The sequence below is a fragment of the Ruegeria sp. CDSA033 genome, assembly GCF_059612305.1.
Window position 1 is genome coordinate 12,706 of the sequence record NZ_JBXWQI010000002.1, and the last position, 15,440, is coordinate 28,145.

General features: G+C 57.1%; 14 protein-coding genes. 10 read left to right on the plus strand and 4 right to left on the minus strand.

Features of this window, described 5'->3' with window-relative positions; all coding sequences use genetic code 11:
* Positions 1-18 precede the first annotated feature (18 nt).
* The 3 genes from AC2FLA_RS03325 to AC2FLA_RS03335 all read left to right on the plus strand — a co-directional run bounded on the left by AC2FLA_RS03325 (position 19) and on the right by AC2FLA_RS03335 (position 3,395).
* Positions 19-1,182: a hypothetical protein gene (locus AC2FLA_RS03325; protein ID WP_496720496.1), complete on the plus strand. Its 1,164-nt coding sequence runs from the start codon at positions 19-21 to the stop codon at positions 1,180-1,182.
* Positions 1,183-1,252: 70 nt separating this feature from the next.
* Positions 1,253-2,812, plus strand: a complete 1,560-nt coding sequence (gene gatB / locus AC2FLA_RS03330; RefSeq protein ID WP_496720498.1) for an Asp-tRNA(Asn)/Glu-tRNA(Gln) amidotransferase subunit GatB — start codon at positions 1,253-1,255, stop codon at positions 2,810-2,812.
* A 172-nt stretch (positions 2,813-2,984) separates the two neighbouring features.
* Complete coding sequence (locus AC2FLA_RS03335; protein WP_282119147.1) at positions 2,985-3,395, plus strand: DUF4177 domain-containing protein; 411 nt, start codon at positions 2,985-2,987, stop codon at positions 3,393-3,395.
* A gap of 36 nt (positions 3,396-3,431) precedes the next feature.
* Here the strand turns inward: AC2FLA_RS03335 and AC2FLA_RS03340 are convergent, their stop codons facing one another.
* On the minus strand, positions 3,432-3,821 hold the full coding sequence (locus AC2FLA_RS03340) for a VOC family protein (protein WP_496720500.1): 390 nt from the start codon (positions 3,819-3,821) through the stop codon (positions 3,432-3,434).
* A 40-nt stretch (positions 3,822-3,861) separates the two neighbouring features.
* Between AC2FLA_RS03340 and AC2FLA_RS03345 the strand changes: the two genes are divergently transcribed.
* Complete coding sequence (locus tag AC2FLA_RS03345) at positions 3,862-4,398, plus strand: winged helix-turn-helix transcriptional regulator (protein ID WP_496720502.1); 537 nt, start codon at positions 3,862-3,864, stop codon at positions 4,396-4,398.
* 8 nt (positions 4,399-4,406) lie between these two features.
* On the opposite strand, the gene AC2FLA_RS03350 is transcribed toward AC2FLA_RS03345, so the two are convergent.
* Positions 4,407-4,661, minus strand: coding sequence for a BolA family protein (locus AC2FLA_RS03350; protein WP_496720504.1), 255 nt, complete (start codon positions 4,659-4,661; stop codon positions 4,407-4,409).
* Positions 4,662-4,769: 108 nt separating this feature from the next.
* Here AC2FLA_RS03350 and AC2FLA_RS03355 point away from each other — a divergent pair, with 108 nt between their 5' ends.
* A complete protein-coding gene (locus tag AC2FLA_RS03355; RefSeq protein WP_113789269.1) occupies positions 4,770-5,396 on the plus strand; it encodes a J domain-containing protein in 627 nt (208 codons plus the stop codon).
* A gap of 5 nt (positions 5,397-5,401) precedes the next feature.
* Here the strand turns inward: AC2FLA_RS03355 and AC2FLA_RS03360 are convergent, their stop codons facing one another.
* Positions 5,402-6,307 carry a Hint domain-containing protein gene (locus AC2FLA_RS03360; RefSeq protein WP_496720507.1) on the minus strand — a complete coding sequence of 302 codons (906 nt, stop codon included), beginning with the start codon at positions 6,305-6,307 and terminating at the stop codon, positions 5,402-5,404.
* Positions 6,308-6,627: 320 nt separating this feature from the next.
* On the opposite strand from AC2FLA_RS03360, the gene cobS reads away from it, so the two are divergent.
* The 5 genes from cobS (at position 6,628) to AC2FLA_RS03385 (ending at position 13,707) form a co-directional block, all read left to right on the plus strand.
* Positions 6,628-7,614: a cobaltochelatase subunit CobS gene (cobS, locus tag AC2FLA_RS03365; RefSeq protein WP_058274350.1), complete on the plus strand. Its 987-nt coding sequence runs from the start codon at positions 6,628-6,630 to the stop codon at positions 7,612-7,614.
* A gap of 180 nt (positions 7,615-7,794) precedes the next feature.
* On the plus strand, positions 7,795-9,672 hold the full coding sequence (gene cobT / locus AC2FLA_RS03370; RefSeq protein WP_496720509.1) for a cobaltochelatase subunit CobT: 1,878 nt from the start codon (positions 7,795-7,797) through the stop codon (positions 9,670-9,672).
* Between the two features lie 73 nt (positions 9,673-9,745).
* Positions 9,746-11,536: an aminopeptidase P family protein gene (locus tag AC2FLA_RS03375; RefSeq protein WP_496720511.1), complete on the plus strand. Its 1,791-nt coding sequence runs from the start codon at positions 9,746-9,748 to the stop codon at positions 11,534-11,536.
* A gap of 65 nt (positions 11,537-11,601) precedes the next feature.
* A complete protein-coding gene (locus AC2FLA_RS03380; protein WP_496720513.1) occupies positions 11,602-11,943 on the plus strand; it encodes a DUF427 domain-containing protein in 342 nt (113 codons plus the stop codon).
* 396 nt (positions 11,944-12,339) lie between these two features.
* On the plus strand, positions 12,340-13,707 hold the full coding sequence (locus tag AC2FLA_RS03385) for a DUF3179 domain-containing protein (protein ID WP_496720515.1): 1,368 nt from the start codon (positions 12,340-12,342) through the stop codon (positions 13,705-13,707).
* Here AC2FLA_RS03385 and AC2FLA_RS03390 read toward each other — a convergent pair.
* Positions 13,704-15,389, minus strand: a complete 1,686-nt coding sequence (locus AC2FLA_RS03390; protein WP_113789277.1) for a chloride channel protein — start codon at positions 15,387-15,389, stop codon at positions 13,704-13,706. The genes AC2FLA_RS03385 and AC2FLA_RS03390 overlap by 4 nt on opposite strands.
* Positions 15,390-15,440: the final 51 nt, after the last annotated feature.

Here is a 15,440-nt window from a genome sequence, read left to right on the forward strand (position 1 = left end):
GACCCGGCTGTTTCGCCCGTGTTACCGGACCAAGGGCAACTGAACATCCCATTGGCTGATGTTCAGGCCCAGGATGAGATTGGGCGCAGCTCGATAGAAAAAGGCCGTTTCCTCGCCAGGCAGGATCGCTGGGCAGATTTGTCCGACCTGATGCACAAGGCAGACGACGCACGGGAAACTGCACCTGACGGAATGCCCGTCGCCGAATTGCTGGCGTTTGGGGCGCGAGCCGATGTGGTTCTGGCCGCAGAGCACGCGCTGTCTGACGCCAAAGCGCTATCAGAATTTGATGTCATGAACGGCATTTCCGAATTGGAAGACGAGATGCGCGCGCACTCGGGCGACCCGATGATCGCCTTGGTTGTCGCTTTGGCCCACATTGATATGGCATGGGCATGGCGCGGTACAACGAACGAGGCAACCCTGCCCTCGCTGCACCAATCCCGCTGTGCCGCCCATTTCGATCGCGCAGCTGCAATCCTTCCCAATTGTCGCGAGGCCGCCCCGGACAGCCCCATTGTCGCCTCGGCTGGCTGCGCAATTTTGGCAGGTCAGCGTAGGGCCAACACACGGGTGGCGGATGAATACGAGCGGTTGATTAAACTCGACCCGGTTAACCATCGGCACATGCGCGCGATGGGGACCCACCTGCTGCCGCGCTGGTTCGGAAGCTATGGCGAGCTTGAGGTCCAGGCGCTGCGTATGGCGGCACAGACCCGGGGCATCTGGGGGGCCGGAGGCTATACTTGGGTTCAGTTCGATGCAATTGCTCTGGACGAAGAGGCCTGCGCGCGTCTGGATGTCGAATTCTTCCTGGAAGGCATGCACGATATTCTGCGTCGACGTCCTGACCAGCAAACCGTCAACATGCTGTCGGCATACTGTGCCATCACTATCCAGAACGGCGCTGGCCAGTGCGACAAGGCTGATCTGGTGCGCAGTCAGATACACCAGGCTGCAAACTGGCTGATCCGCGACCACCTGACCGAATTGCACCCGTTGATCTGGGCCCATGCAGCAAATGGGTTCAACAACAGTGTTCGGATCAATTCACCCGAACGGTTTGCGGCCCGCGGGCAACGCGATGCTCTGCGTGCAATTGGCGATCTGTTCCGTGATGAGCTGCGCAGCGGATTGGATGTGACGTTTACTCCGACGGGTTTGCGCCTGTCCGGGCACTGATTCCCCCTTGCCCCTAGGCCGTGCCGGGCCTAATACGCAGGCTTAGACTTCTGCGGAAATGAGGCGCGCCATGCTCGACCTGACATATGAAATGCCCAAACCCAAAACCATTGCCGGGGCCAAGCACGATTGGGAACTGGTCATCGGGATGGAGGTGCATGCGCAGGTCTCGTCCAATGCCAAGCTGTTCTCGGGCGCATCGACCCAATTCGGAGCCGAGCCGAACTCGAACGTGGCATTCGTGGACGCGGCGATGCCGGGAATGCTGCCGGTGATCAACGAATACTGCGTTGAACAGGCGGTACGAACCGGTCTGGGCCTGAAGGCGGATATCAACCTGGTATCGGCCTTTGACCGCAAGAACTATTTCTACCCCGACCTGCCGCAGGGTTACCAGATTTCTCAGCTGTACCAGCCTATCGTGGGCGAAGGTGAAGTGCTGGTGGAAATGGGCGACGGCACCGCGCGCATGGTGCGGATTGAACGCATCCACATGGAACAGGACGCCGGCAAATCGATCCATGACATGGACCCGAATATGTCCTTTGTCGACCTGAACCGGACCGGTGTTTGCCTAATGGAGATCGTCAGCCGCCCCGATATTCGCGGCCCCGAAGAGGCAGCAGCCTACATCGCCAAGATGCGCCAAATCCTGCGTTATCTGGGCACCTGCGATGGCAACATGCAAAACGGCAACTTGCGGGCGGACGTGAATGTCTCGATCTGCCTGCCCGGTGCCTATGAAAAGTATCAGGAAACGCAGGACTTCTCGCATCTGGGTACGCGTTGCGAGATCAAGAACATGAACTCGATGCGCTTTATCCAGCAAGCGATCGAGGTCGAGGCCCGGCGTCAGATTGCCATCGTCGAAGGTGGCGGCACTGTCGATCAGGAAACCCGCCTGTATGATCCGGACAAGGGTGAGACCCGTTCAATGCGGTCAAAGGAAGAAGCGCATGATTACCGCTATTTCCCTGACCCTGACCTGCTGCCCCTGGAGATTGAACAGGCGTGGGTTGATGACATCGCAGCCAGGCTTCCGGAACTACCGGATGCTAAGAAAGCGCGCTTTATCAAAGAGTTCGGACTGACGGATTACAATGCTTCCGTTTTGACCGCAGAAGTAAAGTCAGCGGACTACTTCGAAGGTACAGTTGCCTACGTCGATGGCACCGGTGTTAGCACCAAAGAAATTCAATCTTCGAAAAACACGGTGGCGCACGGTGTTTCGAACATGGTCGTAAATGATCTATTTGGGGCGTTGAAAAATGCCAACTTGGACATTTCTGACAGCCCTATTTCACCGGAGCAGCTCGGGCAGATTATCGTACTGATGCGTGAAGGCGTCATTTCTAGTAAGATTGCCAAAGAAGTATTCGAAATTTCGTTTACGTCTGGCCGCGATCCCAATGAAATCGTCGAAACTGAAGGCATGAAGCAGGTCACCGACACCGGTGCCATCGAAACTGCGCTGGACGAAATCATCGCGGCCAATCCGGCACAGGTCGAAAAGGCCAAGGTGAACCCGAAACTGGCAGGCTGGTTTGTTGGTCAGGTCATGAAAGCAACCGGCGGCAAGGCGAACCCCAAAGCCGTCAACGAGCTGGTCAGCAAAAAGCTGAGCTCGTAAGCCTTTCGGTCCAAGAAACTGCTACGGCAGGGCCCGTGCGTTTGGCCCGGACCTTTCCGGTCCCGCGCGCGGGGCGCAACAGACAAAACAGAATTTGCCCAACGGGCGATGATGACTGTTCGAAACCCGACAACATGTTAGATTGCTGGGGATCGGCAACCAGGAAAATCTGATGCAGCGCTACGAATACAAAGTTGTCCCCGCCCCGCAAAAAGGCACTAAGGCCAAGGGCGTCAAAACTGCCGAAGGGCGGTTTGCAGTGTCGATCGAACAGATCCTGAATCAGATGGGGCAGGATGGCTGGGATTACCAGCGTGCGGAACTTCTGCCCAGCGAGGAGCGCGCAGGCCTGACCAGTTCCACCGTGAACTGGCGCAATGTTCTGGTGTTTCGGCGAGAGGTTGCAGTTGAGTTTTCTTCGGAGCGCGAGCCGGTTGAGGACAGCGATGATGCACCCGTGGCTCAGCCGGTACCCGGACCAGAAGAAGTGCAGGCCCCTGCACCAATTTCAGAAGAGGTCAAAGACCCACCATTGACCCTGAAGCCCACGGATCTGTCCGAAAAGGACAAAGAGCAGACCTAAGCGGTCTGCTCCGCGTTTTCACAGCATGCAGCTGAATTACTCGGCAGCGCTTGCCGCTTGGCTAAGATCCTGCGCCAGCATCAGCGCATTGCCGTCCGGGTCGTAGAACGTTGCGGTGCTGACCATGCCCTCGATCGTTTCAGTCGCCCCATCGAATCTGACGCCCGAGGATTCGAGCGCCTGACGCGCCGTCGCAATATCTGACACCCCAAACACCGGCACCGTATTGCCCGGCGCAGGCTCGGCCTGCTCACCCAGGCCCAAGGTCACTCCGTCGGTTTTGGTCTTCATCTCGCTCCAACCGGCTTCGTCAATATGGTGGATCAGCTCAAACCCCAGCTTGGCCTGATACCATTCGGCACTGACATGCCTGTCTCGCACGGACATGGCGAGCGTGATCGTGTTTTCCAGTGAAACGAGTGGCATTGAACTATCCTTTTGGCGAAAATTAAAGTAACTATACTTTATGGACATAACGATTCTTGTCAAGCTTACATCCCGCGCCTGGTCCCTGAACATTCTGGCGTTAATGCATGAAGGCATGCCGGGACGACAGGCACCGCTACTGGCTGCGACAAGCGCCGGCAGAACGGCATTTGCCCAGAGCCTTGACCACCTGATTCAATTGGGTTTTTTGGAGCGGAATCCCGGCCACGGTCATCCACTGCGCCCCGAATTTCGATTGACCCGAGCGGGTGTATCTGCGGCCGAAATCGCCAGCAGGATCGTGAATGCCGTGCCAGATGACGTTGATTTCGCGTTGCTCAGACGCAGTTGGACGGCACCTATTCTGGCGCTGACCGACAGGCCCCAACGATTCTCGACTCTCAAATCCGGTCTGATCACGATTTCCGATCGCGCCCTGTCGACGTCGCTTCACCGCCTTGAAGAGCAAGACTGGATTCAGCGAGACATTGATGCGACGCACCGGCTGCCTTTTCCCACCTATCGCGCGGTGAATCAGGGAATCGCGGTTAACAGGGCCATTTCTCTGGTCGCCTAGGCACCTGTTCAGGTATCAATATCCAACGCCAGCGCATGAATGCGGGGCACGATGTCGCCCAGTGCCTTATGTACGGCACGGTGGCGTGCGACGCGGGATTGCCCCTGAAAAGCGTTGGCACGAATACGGACGTTGAAATGGCTTTCGCCGCCCTCTTGAAACCCGGCGTGCCCTCGGTGGCTTTCGCTGTCATCTACGACTTCCAGCTCACGCGGTTCAAAGGTTGCCGTCAGGCGGGTTCGGATCTCGTCGGTAACAGTCATTTTTTTGCTCACGGGCGAAAATTTTACCGCCCCCCCTCTTCTACTTTCGGCTGCTTAGACTAAACTGCTGCCTCCGAGTCGAAAAGATGCGTTCTTAAGGATGAGCACATGGTGAAGTCAGACCCCTTCGGATTTGATATGTCCGTATCCACTTCCAAGAAGAAGAACCCGCGGGGGCGTCGCGGAATGTCGGGCGCGTCTGAAACCTCGACGCGTATCTGCGATCACGAAGGTTGCGAAGAACCGGGCAAGTTCCGTGCACCCAAGGCCCCTGACGTGCTGGACGACTTTTTCTGGTTCTGCCAGCAGCACGTCCGCGAATACAACAACAAGTGGAACTTCTTCGACGGCACCACCGAAGCCGAGCTAAATGCGCAGCGATCCAAAGACAAAGTGTGGGAGCGCGAGACCAAGCCGATGGGTGATCCCGAAGCGCGCGCATGGGCGCGTCTGGGCATCGAAGACCCGCATCAGGTGCTGGGTGCAAACAGCACACAGAACAAAGGGCGCACCACAGGTGGTGGCGGCCGCCGCCTGCCCCCCACGGAACGCCGCGCGATCGAAATTTTGGAAGCCAATGACAGCTGGACCAAGGCCGAGGTGCGCAAGGCGTACAAAAAGCTGATCAAGGTTCTGCACCCCGACATGAACGGCGGCGACCGTTCCCAGGAAGAGCAGTTGCAAGAGGTTGTCTGGGCGTGGGATCAGATCAAGGACAGCCGGAACTTTAGGTAGTCGATCTATTGTTTGATCATTTCCCGTAAAAGCTCGGCTTCGGGGCGCTTCAAGCAACGCACACGCGTTTTTTTCCAGGCGGGTCCACGGCTGAACCGTTCTGGAAAGAGCACACGAAGTTCTTCTACATCTCCGCGACCGAAAGACAACTGCGCCATATCACCCAGAAACAAGCTTTCCGTTGGCAAACCGTGCGACATCAAAACTGCGTGGCGGTTGCAGGCAATATGGAAGTATGTCACCGCCTCATTGGACCACACCTGTCGAATAGTGTTGTCGTTCACAAGATGTATTGCCGCTGCAAAAACCCTCGGCTCACCGAACAACAATTCGGCGCGCCACCCTTCCAGAACAATTCTGTGTTGCGGTGACAAGTACAAATCGCGGTCAGGCAAAGCATCTCCGATCGCTCCTTTTTTGATACAAACGGGACGCAATCGCGGGATTTGCTGCAACGCTTCCGCGCTAAGAGTCTTCTTGCCAATCCACAGAATGGGTAGCAGCTCACCGCTGGAAACACGTACTTTGTCCCCAACCGACAGTTCTTCGACAGGGCGATGGCCTTTTTCGGTTTCTATCAAAGTCCCCTTTACAAAACACGGCACTGTTCCCGCAGGAAGGTCGACTGTCACATCCAGTGTGGCATTGTTACCGGCCCCTGGTTTCCCCGTCGTCGCCCCTATTCGAACCGTGAGTTGCGTATTCGGAGGGATGTCTGCCCCCTCAGTAAGCTCAACGGTCAAAACTCCGCTATCTGAAATTGAAACAGTGTAGTCGGAGGGATCCAATCCACCATTGCCAGTTACGGTCACGCTCCACGTCACAGCTTTGGTCGTGGTATACTGCTCCATAACCGAGGTCGACCCACTGGGGATCGAGATAGAAGTCGGACCTGAGATTACTAACGACATTTGTACCTACACTCTTAAAAAACAAAATCGGGAACCGCTTTTGCATAATCATATATGCATATTTAACTCATCATATCTTACTATTGCAATATTAATGCTTCACGGGACTGCGTGGCGGCGTTCTGGACCCAAAATTCGGGCTGTCCAAGATTTGAAAGATTAGCTTGAGACATTGGACGCAACATCGATAAGGCCAGTTTCAAAGAAACATCCGCCTAAGTTCCTACCAACACGGCTTTCCCTTGCCCTTGCCCGCAATATGTTGCACCACACACGAGTTCAAACCCGGCAACGCGGGGCAAAGGATAAGGACAAGGCGAATGGCTGACGGATCGATCGACGTAAACGCAAAACCCACCGAAGAAATTTCGGTCCGTGACGTGTTCGGTATTGAAACCGACATGGCGATCAAGGGCTTTGCTGACCGCAGTGACCGCGTACCCGCGATCGACCCGACCTACAAGTTTGACCCAGAAACCACACTGGCCATTCTGGCAGGCTTTTCGCACAATCGGCGTGTGATGATCCAAGGCTATCACGGCACAGGCAAATCGACCCATATTGAACAGGTCGCGGCCCGGCTGAACTGGCCCGCCGTGCGTGTGAACCTCGACAGCCACATCAGCCGGATCGACCTGATCGGTAAGGACGCGATCAAGCTGCGTGATGGCAAACAGGTGACCGAGTTCCACGAAGGCATCCTGCCCTGGGCGCTGCGCAACCCCGTTGCCATCGTTTTCGACGAATACGACGCAGGTCGTGCGGACGTGATGTTCGTGATCCAGCGTGTTCTGGAACATGACGGTAAACTGACCTTGCTGGACCAGAACGAGATTATCACGCCGAACCCGAACTTCCGCCTGTTTGCCACCGCGAACACCGTCGGTCTGGGCGACACAACTGGCCTGTATCACGGAACGCAGCAGATCAACCAGGCACAGATGGACCGCTGGTCGCTGGTCTCGACACTGAACTACCTCAGCCACGATGCCGAGACGATGATCGTTCTGTCCAAAGCGCCGCATTACAACACCGAAAAAGGCCGCAAGACCGTCAGCCAAATGGTTACCGTCGCCGACCTCACTCGGACCGCCTTTATGAACGGCGACCTGTCCACCGTCATGAGTCCCCGGACCGTGATCAACTGGGCCCAAAACGCCGAGATCTTCCGCGACGTCGGCTACGCCTTCCGCCTGTCCTTCTTGAACAAATGTGATGAGCTGGAACGCCAGACCGTGGCCGAGTTCTATCAGCGTTGCTTCGACGAGGAACTGCCGGAAAGCGCGGCGAGCGTGAGTTTGGGGTGATAATCTTCTTTGTCATAGCATCTATCTGGGTTGTTCTTGATTCAGCTTGGCTTTTTGACAAAGTAGATTGGAAAAAGACGGCGCCTTCAGAAATGACGGCGCCGCAGCATGTCCACCTGACACGGCTGCGCTGGGAATTCTTAGTGCTTTTCTTGGCAGCAATGATCTGGAGTACGTTCATTGTCTAAACCAAACGACAACCCCGCCGATCCGTTCAAGAAGGCCTTGGCCGAAGCCACCAAGGTGATGGCCGATGATCCCGAATTATCGGTGAGCTATACTGTCGACCCCTCGGGCTTGTCGGGCGAGTCGATGCGTTTGCCGCAGGTTTCTCGGCGGATGACTCGCGAAGAGGTTTTGCTGGCGCGCGGTACGGCGGATGCTTTGGCGCTGCAGCGCCGATATCATGACGATGCGACCCATAATCGCTATGCGCCTCCGGGCGATATGGCGCGGGATCTTTACGAGGCCATGGAAGTTGCCCGGTGTGAGGCGATGGGCGCGCGGGATATGCCCGGCACGGCCTCTAACATCGATGTTAAAATTGGGCACGAGGCGCTGCGCCGCGGTTACGACCAGTGCAAACAACCCGCTGATGCACCGCTATCGGTTGCTGCAGGATATCTGATCCGCCATCTGGCGACCGGGCGGGACCTGCCGCCTGCGGCTGAGAACATCATGAACTTGTGGCGCGGCTTCATCGAAGAGCAGGCTGGCGGCACGCTGGAAAACCTGCAGGAGATTCTGTCGGATCAGGCCGAGTTTGCCAAATTTGCCCGTCAGATGATCAAGGATCTGGGGTATGGCGACCAGTTGGGCGAAGACCCGGACGAACTGGACGAAGATCAGGAAGATCAGGCCGAGGACGACGCCGAAGAACAGCCCGATCCCGACAGCACCGGTCAGGATGATCAGGACGAGCAGGACGCCGACGCGACACCCGAGCAATCGCAGGAAGAGCAGCAGGACCAATCTCAGGCCCAGGTCTCGATGGACGAGATGGCCGAGGATGAGATGGGCGACGAGGCCGAGATGCCCGAGGGCGAGGCCCCGATGGAGCCGCCTACCCTGCCGCCTGCATCCGAAGCCGATCCGGATTACAAGGTCTACCTTGGCACATATGACGAAGAGATCGCAGCCGAGGATCTGGCCGAGCCTGCCGAGTTGGAGAGGCTGCGCGCCTATCTGGATCAGCAGCTTGAGCCGCTTAAGGGTGCCGTCAGCCGTCTGGCGAACAAACTGCAGCGCCGTTTGCAGGCGCAACAGAACCGCTCTTGGGAGTTTGACCGCGAAGAAGGTATTCTGGATGCCGGGCGACTGGCGCGTGTTGTGGCCAACCCGACCACGCCGCTGAGCTTCAAGGTCGAGAAAGACACCGAGTTCCGCGATACGGTGGTGACACTGCTGCTGGATAACTCGGGCTCGATGCGCGGTCGTCCGATCTCGATCGCGGCGATCTGTGCCGATGTTCTGGCCCGGACGCTGGAACGTTGCAACGTGAAGGTCGAAATCCTTGGCTTTACTACGCGCGCTTGGAAAGGCGGCCAGGCACGTGAGGCATGGCTGAATGACGGTCGCCCGCAACAGCCGGGGCGTCTGAACGATCTGCGCCACATCATCTATAAAGGTGCGGATGCCCCGTGGCGTCGAGCGCGACCCAACTTGGGTTTGATGATGAAAGAAGGCCTGCTGAAAGAGAACATCGATGGCGAAGCACTGGAATGGGCGCACCGCCGGATGCTTGCGCGACGCGAGCAGCGCAAAATCCTGATGGTGATCTCGGACGGTGCGCCGGTTGATGATTCAACACTCAGCGTTAACCCCGCGAATTATCTGGAAAAACACCTGCGCGACGTGATCGGGATGGTCGAAAAACGCAAGATGGTCGAGCTTTTGGCCATCGGCATCGGCCACGATGTAACCCGATACTACGACCGCGCAGTAACTATCACGGATGTCGAACAGCTGGCAGGTGCGATGACTGAACAGTTGGCGGCATTGTTCGACAGCGATCCGCGAGCGCGTGCGCGCGTGATGGGGATGAAAAGGGCCAGCTGACGCTGGCCCTGCCTCCGTCAGGAGTATTTTTCAAAAGATGAAGGGGACTGCCCCCGTTTGCGAGAGGTGTCACATGTTTCAGTCCTTTGCAGTCACTGCGCGTCCGGAACAGGGACCGCCCAGACTGGCCGCTTTGCGATCCCAGATGGCGCAGGATGGGTTGGACGGTTTTCTGATCCCACGCGCAGATGCGCATCAGGGCGAGTATGTGGCCCCACGCGATGAACGTCTGGCATGGCTGACGGGTTTCACCGGGTCGGCCGGTTTCTGTGCAGTGCTGACCGATATTGCAGGCGTTTTCATCGATGGCCGATATCGCACGCAGGTCAAAGCACAGGTTGCGGCGGATTTCACTCCCGTGCCGTGGCCCGAAACCAGCCTGAGCGCTTGGCTCAAAGACCAGTTGCCGAACAGCGGAAAGGTTGGTTTTGATCCTTGGCTGCATGCAGCTGGGCAGATTTCCAGCCTGAAGAATGAGTTGAACGCGAGCGGCATCGAGCTGGTTCGGTGTGACAATCTGGTGGATCGGGTGTGGCCGGATCAGCCGGACGCCCCGATGAACCCGGTTAAGGCGCATCCGATTGAGTTTGCAGGGGAAACAGCCACAAGCAAAATCGCGCGGCTAGCGGAGGATTTAAAACGGAACGGGTGTGATGCGGCCATCATTACATTGCCGGATTCGATCATGTGGCTGCTTAACATTCGTGGATCAGATATCGGGTATAACCCGGTGGCACATGGGTTTTCCATTCTGCATGCCGATGGTCGGGTTGATCTGTTCATGGCGGCGCAAAAGCTGGCCGGGGTGTTGGATCACCTGGGCGACCAAGTTCAGGTTCACGACCCACAGTTGTTTCTGGAAGCCGCTGCGGGTTTGGACGGCAAGGTTCAAGTCGACTTGGGGACTTTGCCGCAAGCAGTTGCTGACGTTCTCAGCGACAAGATGATGGATGCAGGGGATCCCTGTGCCTTGCCCAAAGCTCGCAAGAATCCGGCCGAAATCGCTGGAAGTGCCGAAGCGCATCTTCGCGACGCGGTCGCCGTTATTGAGACGTTATGCTGGCTGGATGCACAGACCCCGGGCACAATGACGGAAACGCAGGTGGTCACGCAGCTTGAGGAAAACCGCCGCCGGGAAAACGCGCTACAGGATATCTCGTTCGACACGATTGCGGGCACCGGGCCCAACGGCGCGATCATGCATTACCGGGTGACCGAAGAAACCGACAGCCGGCTGGAGTATGGGCACCTGTTGGTTTTGGATAGCGGTGGTCAGTATCTGGATGGCACAACTGACATCACCCGCACCATTGCGATAGGGGAAGTAGGCGATCAGGAAAAAGCCTGCTTTACCCGCGTGCTAAAAGGGATGATCGATATGTCCATGCTGCGCTGGCCCGCCGGGCTGGCCGGACGAGATATCGAATGCATCGCACGCGCCCCCTTGTGGGCAGCGGGCCAGGATTTCAATCACGGGGTCGGCCATGGCGTCGGCGCGTATCTGAGCGTCCATGAAGGGCCGCAGCGCTTGTCAAAGGTCAGCCATGTGCCATTGGAGCCGGGCATGATCCTGTCCAACGAGCCTGGATATTATCGCGAAGGCGCGTTCGGCATTCGGATCGAGAACCTTGTTGTGGTTCAAGATGCTCCGGCGCTGCCCACCGCAGACGCTGAACGTGCGATGCTGACCTGGCGGACGCTCACATACGTTCCAATTGACCGGCGGCTGATTGTAGTCGATATGCTAACGGCAGAAGAACGCGCGTGGCTTAACGCATACCACCGCGACGTTGCGGAAAAAGTTCGTCCAAGGCTGGGCGACGACGCTCAACTGTGGTTGGATGCCGCAACTGCGCCGATCTGACACTGGACTGTCACATAAACCGGGCAGAGGAGTGATCCGTACTGAAGACGAGGGAAGAAGCAGAGATGACAGACATAATGATCCGCAATGCGGCAGGAAAATGGAGCGTTCGTTCCGGGGGCGCCGTTCTCGGAGAGAGCATGAATGCGCTGGAGCTGCTGGAAGGTGATCTGGAGCCGGTGATCTATTTCCCCCGCGCCGATATCGGAATGGCGTTTCTGGACCGTACTGAAAAGGTCACACATTGCCCGCACAAAGGCGATGCAACGCATTTCTCAATCGTCAACAAATCGTCGGTGACCGAAAACGCTGCGTGGAGCTATGAGGACCCGGTTGCCGCAATGGCCGAGATCAAGGGTTATGTCGCGTTTTACCACGTCGATTCCGTTAAGGTCGAACAGATTTAAATCCCTCAGATGGCCTCTCTGACCCGCTCGGTCGAGGCAATGTCGTGACGAAAAGACCCATTAGGCCTGTGCCATGGATGTCAGTGATCTGCGATGGGCTGCTGCCGTTCGTACGCGACCAAAAAAATACCTGGCCGGGCCGCCCTAGCATGGCCAGGATTTCAGACCCATAGCAAGTATTATCGTTTTTGGCATCGTGACAAAAAATCTGTGACATTTTTTGGGTGCGACTAACCGGAAAATTTCACGAAAACATGCAAGCATATCGTCTTCGTTGGTAGTTCAACAGCGCGCTCGCAACTGACAGGGCTTGATCACGATCCAATCACGGGGCTGTTGCATGCATGTGAGGCATCAAGAGTGCACAATGCCACCAAACACCGTCCAGAGGATGCCATGTCACTTACCCGTCGCAGTTTCGCAGGATCATTGGCGACCGTGCTTTTGTTGCCGGGCACGTTGTCCGCGCAACAAGACCCCGTGCTGGATGCTGTGCGTTCCACCTTGTACGGAAGCAACGCAGAGTTTGAGCAAGGCATGGCCTTTCTCGTACAACGCGGCAACCCGGATGTGGTGCCTGCTTTGCTGACCGGTATGCGATACGCCAGACGTCGCAGCGGCGACATCGTGAAGGTCATGCAGACCCTGACTGGTGAGAGTATCGGCAAAGACTGGTTTGAGTGGATGCTCTGGCAGGAAAAGAACCCGCAAATCGTACCGCACCCCTCGCTCATCCCGTTCAAGCGCGAGGTTCTCCTGGGGATTGATACGAATTTCGACGTCTTCCTGAAACCAAAGTATTTGCAGCGCGACAAGATGAAGATCCGGCTTGAAGAGATCGCGTGGGGTGGTGTGAACAAGGACGGCATCCCATCGCTGGACAATCCGGCGCTGATCCCTGCCGCACGCTCAGATTACCTTAAAGACGATGACCTGGTCTTTGGCGTTTCGATCAACGGGGACGAACGGGCTTACCCGCTGCGGATCATGGGCTGGCATGAAATGTTCAACGAGGTGATTGGCGGGGTTCCGGTAGCCTTGGCCTACTGCACACTGTGTGGTTCAGGCATTCTGTTTGAAACGCAAGTGCCGGGTCGCAGCAAACCGCTGATCTTCGGCTCATCCGGTTTTCTGTACAGATCCAATAAACTGATGTTCGATCGTCAGACGCATTCCCTGTGGAACCAATATACCGGTAAGCCAGTTGTTGGCGCGCTTGTCGGCAGCGGTATCGAGTTGAAACAACGCCCGGTGGTTATCACCACATGGCAAAGTTGGAAAACATCGCATCCCAAAACGAAAGTTCTTTCAATGAACACCGGTCACCGGCGGAACTATGGGTCGGGTGTCGTGTATCGGGAGTATTTCGCTTCGTCCGAATTGATGTTCCCGGCGCTGGTCGATCAGTCCAGCCACAGGCAGAAAGACTATGTTTTCGCCATCCGGCAATTCGGCGCGGCGCGAGCATGGCCCCTGGATGCGTTCGGCAGGAGCCGGGTAATCAACGACGCCATCGCCAACCGGCCTCTGGTGCTTATCGGAAACGACGAGAAGCGCGCAGTGCGGGCTTATGAACGCGCATCCCACAAGTTCGCTGCGTCTGGCAGCGAATTGGTGGATGAAACGGGTCAGAAGTGGACCATGACCGAAGAGGCGCTGGTTGGACCGGGAGGCACGGAATTGCCCCGGGTCGCAGGCCATATTTCGTACTGGTTTGCTTGGGACAACTACCTGGGCGATACCGCAACAGTGTATAATCGCTAAGAGTGCTCTTCAGCCGCCGTGGCAGCCAAGGCGCGATTATACGCTTTCAGTGCATCGACGTGGTAAAGCGCTCCGACCGGGTTTTCACTGCCGTCCTCTTCGACAATCACCACCGGAATACAGGGGATGTCATCCCTGTCGAAATAAGGCATCGCGGCCTCTAGCGTGGCGCTAGCTTGAACACATAGCCCTTGTTCGATCAATTCGACCGCCTGTTCTTTCGTGATCGAGCGCGAATCGCCCAAGGGGCGCATGACCGCGCCGGTTCGCAGCATCGCCAGCAGATAGGCTTGCGGCCCTGCGGCCAGATGCACGTTACGACGTTCCAGCTGGGTCAAGAAGAAGGACCGATCCACAAGACGCGAGGCCAGCGCTGTCGACATCGACACCGACACCATCACGGCCAGGCCGATCTGCCAGTCTCCGGTCAGTTCAAAGACAATCATCGTGGTCGAAATCGGTGCGCCCAGAACCGCGGCAGCAACGGCCCCCATTCCGGCAAAGGCATAGAGCGTATGGGTGCCAGAAACATCAGGCAGCAGCCCGGTTGCGATCAGGCCGAAGGCCAGCCCGGTCAACGCCCCAATCATCAGAGATGGGGAAAACACCCCGCCGCCCATACGCCCGCCCATGGTGATCGCCACGGCAACCGTCTTGATCACGGCAAACAGGATGGCAAAACTCAGGGTCAGGTCACCAGCCAAGGCGCGGATCGTCGTTTCATACCCAACGCCGATGATGTGCGGGAACCAGATCGCCAGCAGTCCCAACATCGCACCTGAAACAGCTGGGCGCAGCCAGCCAGGCAAGGCAAGCCGGTTCTGGATATGGTTGCCGATATCTTCGGCAAAAAAGATCGACCGCATGAGCAGAAGCGAAACCAGCCCGCAGATTAGGCCAAGTAGCAGGAAGGCGGGCAATTCCACGTAGAATTGAAGGGAACCGGGTGTATCCAGAACAAACTCGGTCACGTCGCCATATTCCAGCCGGTTGATCACCGTCCCCGCAACCGAAGCGATCACGATGGGTGCAAAGGCATGCACTGCAAAGTGGCGCAGCACGACCTCAAGCGCGAACAGCGCACCTGCGATCGGTGAGTTAAAGCTGGCCGAGACGGCTGCGGCAACGGCGCACCCCAACAGGTCGCGCCCGGTAATGCCATCAGCATGGATGCGGTTGCTGACCCAGGTCGAGATAACGCCAGCCATGTGCACGACCGGTCCCTCTCGGCCCGTGGACCCGCCTGTACTGAGCGTGACCAACGAGGCAAAGAACGACGCGATACCCGCTTTGCCTTCTACACGACCATCGGTTACTGCGGCCCCTTCGATGACGTCAGCGACGGATCGCACGCGCCCGTCATCAGTGAATTTGTTCAGGATCACGCCTACGATTAGCCCACCGATGATGGGAATGATCAGGATTAGAAACCAAGGTAGCTTTTCCGCATGGCTGTGTAGCAGCAAAATGTCATCCGTATCATAGACATAAGCCTGCAGCGACCGGATGGCTTTGCGGAACCCCAATGCCATGAAACCTGCCGCAATCCCGATCGCCAGCGCAATGAACCAGAACTGAATCTGGCTAGGCCCACGCCGCCGCATCACCCGCCAAGCGTCCTTGATCGCGGCCAAAGCCTGATTGAGCTGGTTGCGCAGAACAGTGCGGGTTGATTGGGTCATTGGCCCTCAGGGATCACGTCTTTCCCCTTAGTAAGCCACGGAGCGCCCTTA

Coding starts and splice junctions, on each gene's coding strand:
- gatB (WP_496720498.1), top strand. CDS start 1,253: ATGCTCGACCTGACATATGAAATGCCCAAACCCAAAACCATTGCCGGG.
- AC2FLA_RS03335 (WP_282119147.1), top strand. CDS start 2,985: ATGCAGCGCTACGAATACAAAGTTGTCCCCGCCCCGCAAAAAGGCACT.
- AC2FLA_RS03340 (WP_496720500.1), bottom strand. CDS start 3,821: ATGCCACTCGTTTCACTGGAAAACACGATCACGCTCGCCATGTCCGTG.
- AC2FLA_RS03345 (WP_496720502.1), top strand. CDS start 3,862: ATGGACATAACGATTCTTGTCAAGCTTACATCCCGCGCCTGGTCCCTG.
- AC2FLA_RS03350 (WP_496720504.1), bottom strand. CDS start 4,661: ATGACTGTTACCGACGAGATCCGAACCCGCCTGACGGCAACCTTTGAA.
- AC2FLA_RS03355 (WP_113789269.1), top strand. CDS start 4,770: ATGGTGAAGTCAGACCCCTTCGGATTTGATATGTCCGTATCCACTTCC.
- AC2FLA_RS03360 (WP_496720507.1), bottom strand. CDS start 6,307: ATGTCGTTAGTAATCTCAGGTCCGACTTCTATCTCGATCCCCAGTGGG.
- cobS (WP_058274350.1), top strand. CDS start 6,628: ATGGCTGACGGATCGATCGACGTAAACGCAAAACCCACCGAAGAAATT.
- AC2FLA_RS03375 (WP_496720511.1), top strand. CDS start 9,746: ATGTTTCAGTCCTTTGCAGTCACTGCGCGTCCGGAACAGGGACCGCCC.
- AC2FLA_RS03380 (WP_496720513.1), top strand. CDS start 11,602: ATGACAGACATAATGATCCGCAATGCGGCAGGAAAATGGAGCGTTCGT.
- AC2FLA_RS03385 (WP_496720515.1), top strand. CDS start 12,340: ATGTCACTTACCCGTCGCAGTTTCGCAGGATCATTGGCGACCGTGCTT.
- AC2FLA_RS03390 (WP_113789277.1), bottom strand. CDS start 15,389: ATGACCCAATCAACCCGCACTGTTCTGCGCAACCAGCTCAATCAGGCT.